Origin of the sequence: Desertibacillus haloalkaliphilus (assembly GCF_019039105.1) — a bacterium.
Taxonomy (GTDB): Bacteria; Bacillota; Bacilli; order Bacillales; family KJ1-10-99; genus Desertibacillus; species Desertibacillus haloalkaliphilus.
In genome coordinates, this window is the sequence record NZ_JAHPIV010000030.1 from 1 (window position 1) to 6,877 (window position 6,877).

The 6,877-nt window shown below is 44.9% G+C and carries 7 protein-coding genes; 6 read left to right on the plus strand and 1 reads right to left on the minus strand.

Going from position 1 to position 6,877, the window contains the following annotated elements:
- Positions 1 to 109 precede the first annotated feature (109 nt).
- Entirely contained in the window at positions 110 to 763 is a 654-nt protein-coding gene (locus tag KH400_RS20560; RefSeq protein ID WP_217227838.1) for a hypothetical protein, read from the minus strand.
- Between the two features lie 150 nt (positions 764 to 913).
- Between KH400_RS20560 and yutH the strand changes: the two genes are divergently transcribed.
- The 6 genes from yutH (at position 914) to thrB (ending at position 6,797) form a co-directional block, all read left to right on the plus strand.
- A complete protein-coding gene (gene yutH, locus KH400_RS20565) occupies positions 914 to 1,936 on the plus strand; it encodes a spore coat putative kinase YutH (protein WP_217227840.1) in 1,023 nt (340 codons plus the stop codon).
- A gap of 36 nt (positions 1,937 to 1,972) precedes the next feature.
- A complete protein-coding gene (locus tag KH400_RS20570; RefSeq protein ID WP_217227843.1) occupies positions 1,973 to 2,974 on the plus strand; it encodes a 2-hydroxyacid dehydrogenase in 1,002 nt (333 codons plus the stop codon).
- Positions 2,961 to 3,182, plus strand: a complete 222-nt coding sequence (locus KH400_RS20575) for a DUF1450 domain-containing protein (protein WP_217227845.1) — start codon at positions 2,961 to 2,963, stop codon at positions 3,180 to 3,182. Before KH400_RS20570 ends, KH400_RS20575 begins: the two co-directional genes overlap by 14 nt.
- 334 nt (positions 3,183 to 3,516) lie before the next feature.
- Positions 3,517 to 4,812 (plus strand): homoserine dehydrogenase, encoded by a 1,296-nt coding sequence (locus KH400_RS20580; RefSeq protein WP_217227847.1) that lies wholly within the window; start codon positions 3,517 to 3,519, stop codon positions 4,810 to 4,812.
- Between the two features lie 3 nt (positions 4,813 to 4,815).
- On the plus strand, positions 4,816 to 5,880 hold the full coding sequence (thrC, locus tag KH400_RS20585; RefSeq protein WP_217227849.1) for a threonine synthase: 1,065 nt from the start codon (positions 4,816 to 4,818) through the stop codon (positions 5,878 to 5,880).
- Positions 5,877 to 6,797 (plus strand): homoserine kinase, encoded by a 921-nt coding sequence (gene thrB / locus KH400_RS20590; RefSeq protein WP_312889308.1) that lies wholly within the window; start codon positions 5,877 to 5,879, stop codon positions 6,795 to 6,797. Before thrC ends, thrB begins: the two co-directional genes overlap by 4 nt.
- Positions 6,798 to 6,877 lie beyond the last annotated feature (80 nt).

Sequence of the window (6,877 nt, forward strand, 5' to 3'; positions counted from 1 at the left end):
TGAAGATTCTTGAGAAAACAAAAAATCGGAGTAGGATTTCTACTCCGAAAAAAGTTTAACTTTTTGGGGTCACCTTAGGATAACCTTAACCTTAGAGGTTTTTTTAACCTCACAACCACTCAGCCACCCTCTGCAAAAGCCCATTCATCCGTGCTCTCTTCTCAGCTTCGTAGTGTTCCTTATAGATCGATGCCTTATCTGTTTGGTGCCCGTGTTGTTCAAGATCGTCCTTTAACGTTGTGTAGATCTCATCAAAGTGGCTGTCGATTTGAGCTTCAAGCTGATCGGCAGCTGATTTGTATTTCGAATAGAAGTACGTATACGAGATTCCCTCGTCACTGGCTTGCTTCTCTTGGTATTCATCAACAGCGCGGTTAATGAGCTGATCGAGTTGGTTTGTTGCATAGTCTTCAAGCTGATTAAACGCAGGCTCATACTTTGTTTGAATCTTCTCAGCAGTGGTGCCAGGCACCGTTGAGGCTTCTCCTTCTGTGGATAACTGCTGCTTTTCATTCACTTCATTCTCTTCGTTCGTCGTTTCCGTTTCATCAGTTCTCTTTGTGGCTTGTCCTTTCTCTTTTTCTTTGGTGTCAGGCACCGTGGTGCCTGACACCTCTATTTCAAATTGTGTGGCGAAGATTTCATTTAGTTGTTCATCGTCTGTTTCATACTCTTTAATTGCAACTTGGTAGTATAGGAAACCGCCTGCGATGAGTATGAATAGAAGTACGACGGTAAAGGTAATGATCATTGCTTTTTTCATTTGTGACCTCCGAAAGAATACGTCTTTTGTTAGTTTATCACAATTTTTTCCATTTGTGTGTAGGTAATGGTGCCATTACGGGGCACTTTTTCTGTATTTGGGTCATAGACTATGGGTATCGAGCGTATCGGTTGAAGGAGGGGGAGTCTTTTGTTTGAGCGCAATATTTATGATCACTACCAGTTTCATTGTGAAGAGCGGATGATGATTGGTGATTATGAAGGTTTTCTGAGTCAGCGAAATCTCTATATAGTGATTCCATGTAAGTATATTGATAACATGCAGGCTGGCTTGCAAATGGCCACACATTTGCGTACGAACGGTGAAGAAGCGATTGCCGAGCTTGTGCCGACGGTAAGCGGCGAAGAGGTAGCCGCGGTCGATGGTGAGGATGTCTATCTCTTCCATTTACCTGAGACGAATCAGCGCCAGCAGGGTCAATCAGGCGCATTTGAATTAGGGCAGGAGTTAGCGCTCTTTCATCAGAAAGGTGTTGGCTTTACGGCGCAGCGAGATGATTATAATTATTTTGGCATGTGGAAAGTATTCTGGGAGAAGCGCTTAGATCAGTTGGAGCGCTGGTACAGCTACATTGAAAGTCAGCCGCAGAAAAGTGTTGTTGACCAAGAATTTCTCGTCTCTTTTCCTTATTATTTAGGAATGGCCGAGAATGCGATCCAATATGCGGTCGACAGTGACCTCGATGAAGGCTATCGCAGAAGAGAGGGCGGGACGATTTGTCATAAGCGTTTTTCCGATCGAACGTGGCTGACAGCGTCACCATCACAAGGTGCGATCAAGCTGCCAAGTGAATTGATCTTTGACCACCCAACGCGTGATCTAGCGGAATGGCTGCGTTCGACTTCATTAAGTGGAGACGTAACAACACATGAAATCATTAACTTTTTAGATGGATATGAACAAAAACAACCGCTCTCAAAGTATGCTTGGCGGATGATTTATGCGCGTCTATTGTTTCCACTCACTTATTTTGAGACAGTTGAGCACTATTATCAAAGCCAAACAAGGCAGCTACAGATTCAATATGAGCAGCAATTTTTTGATGTCCTTCGCCATGAAGAGGAAAATGAGGCGTTCTTACGAGACTTTTTTTACGTACTGAACTTGCCAGCATCACAAATTGGTATTCCGGTTGTTGATTGGTTAGCGTAAGTGTGAGATGATGAAGGAAAAAAGGAGCAGGAGAGCATGAAACCTTACGTATACATTACCCGAAAAGTTCCAGAAAGCGTTCTACAACCATTGCAGGAAATAGCTGAAGTTGGTATGTGGCCACACGAAGATCAGCCTGTTCCTAGAGATGTTTTACTAAAAGAAGCGGCGCGCGCTGAAGGTTTATTTACGATGGTGTCTGACCAGATTGATGCAGAAGTTCTTAACGCTGCGCCAAAATTAAAAGTCGTGGCAAACATGGCGGTGGGATACGATAACATCGCCGTAGCGGAAGCGACCGAGAAAGACATCATGGTTTGTAATACGCCAGATGTACTAACAGATACGACCGCAGATTTAACATTTGCGCTCTTAATGGCCTCAGCGAGACGGGTCGTTGAAGCATCAGGTTATATCCGCGACAACCGCTGGATCAACTGGAGTCCGCTTTTACTCGCTGGACATGATATCCATCACAAAACGATTGGAATTGTCGGTATGGGGCGGATCGGCCAGGCGACGGCAAAGCGTGCGACAGGTTTTGATATGAAGATCCTTTATCATAACCGCTCACGCAATGAAAAGGCGGAACAGGAGCTTGGTGCAACGTACTGCAGTCTTGATGAACTACTTGAACAAGCTGATTTTGTCGTTTGCCTTGCACCTCTTACGTCTGAGACGAAAGCGTTGTTTTCAACAGAGGCATTTAAGGAAATGAAGTCATCAGCGATTTTTATTAACGCTTCACGTGGTGGACTTGTCGATGAAGACGCCTTATATGATGCACTTAAAGATGGCGAAATCGCCGGTGCAGGTCTTGATGTGTTTGCTAGTGAGCCGATCAAAGCTGATCATCCGTTATTGCAATTTGAAAATGTCACTGCACTTCCTCACATCGGCAGCGCCAGCCTTGAAACGCGCATGAAGATGGCTGAAATGACTGTCACAAACATCGCCAATGTGCTAAACGGTCATGCGCCAGTAGCGGTCGTGAATGAAGACCTTGTCGAAAAGAAGGGATCCAATGCATCAAGTTGAGTGCTGTCAAATCAATCGCTGGAATTGCTCAGATGAGGTGTATGCAACGCTTGAGGGCATTGCGGATGTTGAAGTGCACACATTTAGCTGTATCGGCAACTGCCATCAATGCCCAACGAAGGCACATGGCTTAATTGATGGGAAACGAATTGAAAACGATTCCCCGGAGAAACTACTAGAACAAGTACTTGAATTGATTCAATCATAACCAACAGAGCTTAGAGACATTGTCGTCTCTAGGCTTTTTCTATGCTGTGGTACCAATAGGGCCTACCCGTCTTGAGAGAATCTCAGACAAGAAGCTGCGCTCATCCCAATAATTGTGTGAATTCTTTTACAGTACAAGTGCTAATCGGATTGGCTTGTGGTAAAATGTTGTATAATCATTCAAAAAATTTAGAATGGCCTCTTGTAAAGTCATAGAAATCCGACTATAATGTCCATTATAGAAAAACATTTGTTTACACAGAGAATACAAAAAGCGTTGTGAGAAATTATAAAAAGTAAACGCAAATGGATAATAGAGTAGGGAGTGGAGCAGCATGGCAAACACTATATCAGTTGGACTTTTAGGGCTTGGAACAGTCGGGAGCGGGGTCATCGAGATCATTAATCGCCATCAAGAAGAACTTCGCCACCAAGTCGGAAGTACTGTTTCAGTTAAAAAAGTGTTAGTACAAAACTTGAATAAAAAACGTGCGGTTGACGTTGATGCGAATGCACTAACAACGACGGTTGAAGATATCATCGAAAACCCTGAGATCGATGTTGTCATTGAAGTGATGGGCGGTATTCAAGTGGCTAAGGAGTATATTTTAACTGCGCTGCGAAATAAAAAGCACGTCGTCACTGCGAATAAAGACTTAATGGCCCTACATGGGGCAGAGTTGCTTCAAGTTGCTTCAGAAAACGAGTGTGACCTCTTTTATGAGGCAAGTGTTGCAGGTGGCATCCCGATCATCCGTGGACTCGTCGATGGCTTGTCATCTGATCGAATCACAAAAATTATGGGAATCGTCAATGGGACGACGAACTACATTTTAACGAAGATGAGCAAGTTCGGAAGCTCTTACAATGAGGTTTTAAAAGAAGCACAAGAGCTTGGCTTTGCTGAAAGTGATCCAACTTCTGACGTCGAAGGTCTTGATGCGGCAAGAAAAATGGCAATTCTCGCGTCACTCGGCTTTTCAATGGAAGTGAGTCTTGAGGATGTAATCGTTCGTGGCATCACAACGGTTACGGAGGAAGATTTAAAGTATTCAGAGCAATTAGGTTATACGATGAAACTGATCGGGATTGCCAAGCGCAAGGAAGGCCGTGTTGAGGTCAGCGTACAGCCAATGCTGCTTCCAAATGAACATCCATTAGCAGCGGTCAATGATGAATTCAATGCCGTTTATGTCTATGGTGAAGCGGTTGGTGAAACGATGTTCTATGGACCAGGAGCGGGCTCATTGCCAACAGCTACAGCGATCGTTTCAGACTTAGTGGCCGTGATGAAAAACCTTCGCTTAGGGGTGAATGGTCATGCCGTACCGGCACCATTGCATGAGAAGAAATTGAAGACAGATGAAGAGATCGAGTCTAAATACTTCCTACGCCTACTTGTGACGGATGAGGCAGGAACCTTCTCAGCGATTACATCATTATTTGCTAAACATGGCGTAAGCTTTGAAAAGCTTTTACAGCTGCCGGTTGAAGGTCGTGAAGTAGCAGAAGTTATTATCATTACACATACAACGTCACGTAAAACATATGAGGATATTTATAACGCATTAAACGAACTAGGGGTCGTACAATCTGTTGAGAGCAGTTATCGCGTTGAGGGAGGACAATAAACGATGAGTAAATGGAAAGGTTTATTACACGAATATAAGGATTTTTTACCAGTAAATGAAGATACACCACTTCTTTCACTTCGAGAAGGAAATACACCGTTAATTCCGTTAGAGCAAATCTCTGAGGAGCTAGGTGTTGAGATTCATGTCAAGGTTGAAGGAGCCAACCCAACAGGTTCATTCAAAGACCGCGGCATGGTCATGGCGGTGGCCAAAGCGAAGGAAGAAGGCAGCAAGACGATTATTTGTGCGTCAACTGGAAATACATCAGCAGCTGCGGCCGCATACGGTGCACGTGCTGGCCTACGCTGTCTTGTCGTCATTCCTGAGGGCAAAATCGCTCTAGGTAAGCTTGCGCAAGCGGTGATGTACGGAGCAGAAATTTTTGAAATTCAAGGGAACTTTGACAATGCGCTTGATATCGTGCGCAGCATTAGTGAAAAAGAGCCGATTACGCTCGTGAACTCAGTCAACCCATACCGAATTGAAGGGCAAAAAACTGCGGCATTTGAAATTTGCGATGCCCTCGGCTCAGCGCCGGACGTATTATCGATTCCAGTCGGGAATGCCGGTAACATTACAGCGTACTGGAAAGGCTTCAAAGAGTACCATGAGCGCCACAACACAGGCTTGCCACAAATGCGTGGGTTTGAAGCAGAGGGTGCTGCAGCGATCGTCCAAGATAAAGTGATCGAAGCACCAGAAACGGTGGCAACAGCGATCCGTATCGGAAATCCAGCAAGCTGGTCACAAGCGGTTGATGCAGCAAGTGAATCAAATGGAAAAGTTGACTATGTAACAGATGAAGAAATCCTTGAAGCGTATCAAATGTTAGCGAGCAAAGAAGGGGTATTTGCGGAACCTGCATCATGTGCATCCATTGCTGGACTTATAAAGCAAATCAAATCTGGAGAAATTAAAAAAGGCTCAAAAGTCGTTTGTGTCTTAACTGGAAATGGACTAAAAGATCCGAATACAGCGATGGATACGATCACAGTGAAGCCAACGGTGCTACCAAACAGTGAAGAAGCATTTTTATCGGCAATTAAAGGTGGTGTCAATCAGTGAGCGAGGAGAAGATGGTCATTTCAGTACCTGGAAGCTCAGCGAATTTAGGTCCGGGCTTCGATTCTATTGGTCTGGCTGTCAACCGTTACTTAACACTGACAGTGACGCCTGCTGATGAGTGGTACTTCTCAGCAGACTCTCAAGAGCTAAAAGGTGTGCCTTCAGGGAAAGACAACTTAATTTATGAAGTATGTGAACATGTTGCCAACGATCTCAACATGGAGCTACCGGCTTGCCATGTTGAGATGGCAAGTGACATCCCACTAGCACGCGGGCTTGGTAGCAGTGCCGCTGCGATTGTCGCCGGCATTGAGCTTGCTAACCAACTGCTACATGCGAACTTACCATCAAGCGAAAAGGCGCGAATCGCCAGTCTTTGGGAAGGGCATCCCGACAATGTCTCAGCTTCTGTGTACGGAGGCCTTGTTATCGGCACACATACCGAGGAAAGTACGGAAGTTGTCCCGTGTCCAGCACCAGAGGTGGAAATGGTGTTAATGGTACCATCTGAAGAATTAAAAACGAAAAAAGCTCGCGGTGTCTTACCAGAAAGCTTACCGTACAAAGACGCGATCAAAGGCGGCAGCATCGGTAATGTGCTTGTTGCTGCAATCTTCAGTGGTGATTGGGAGTTAGCTGGAAAGATGATGGTACGTGACTTGTATCATCACCCGTACCGTGCTGAACTAGTTCCAGGGCTTGAGGACGTCCTCGCATCGATTCATGAGTACGATGCTTACGGAGCGGCATTAAGTGGGGCAGGGCCGACGATCATTTGCTTTACGGCACCGAATAAAGGGGAGCAGTTAAAAGCAAAGCTAAAAGAAGCGTTCCCGCAATTCTCACACGAGCTCGTTTATCCAGATCGTGAAGGCATCAAAGTCAAATCAACAGTGGCAACAAAGCTTTTTCAATAATAAAAAAATGGCTCTATAATATTTGTTGGGGTTTCGTGAAAATTTGGGCATAAAAAAACACGTAACTCTTACTGTCCTAT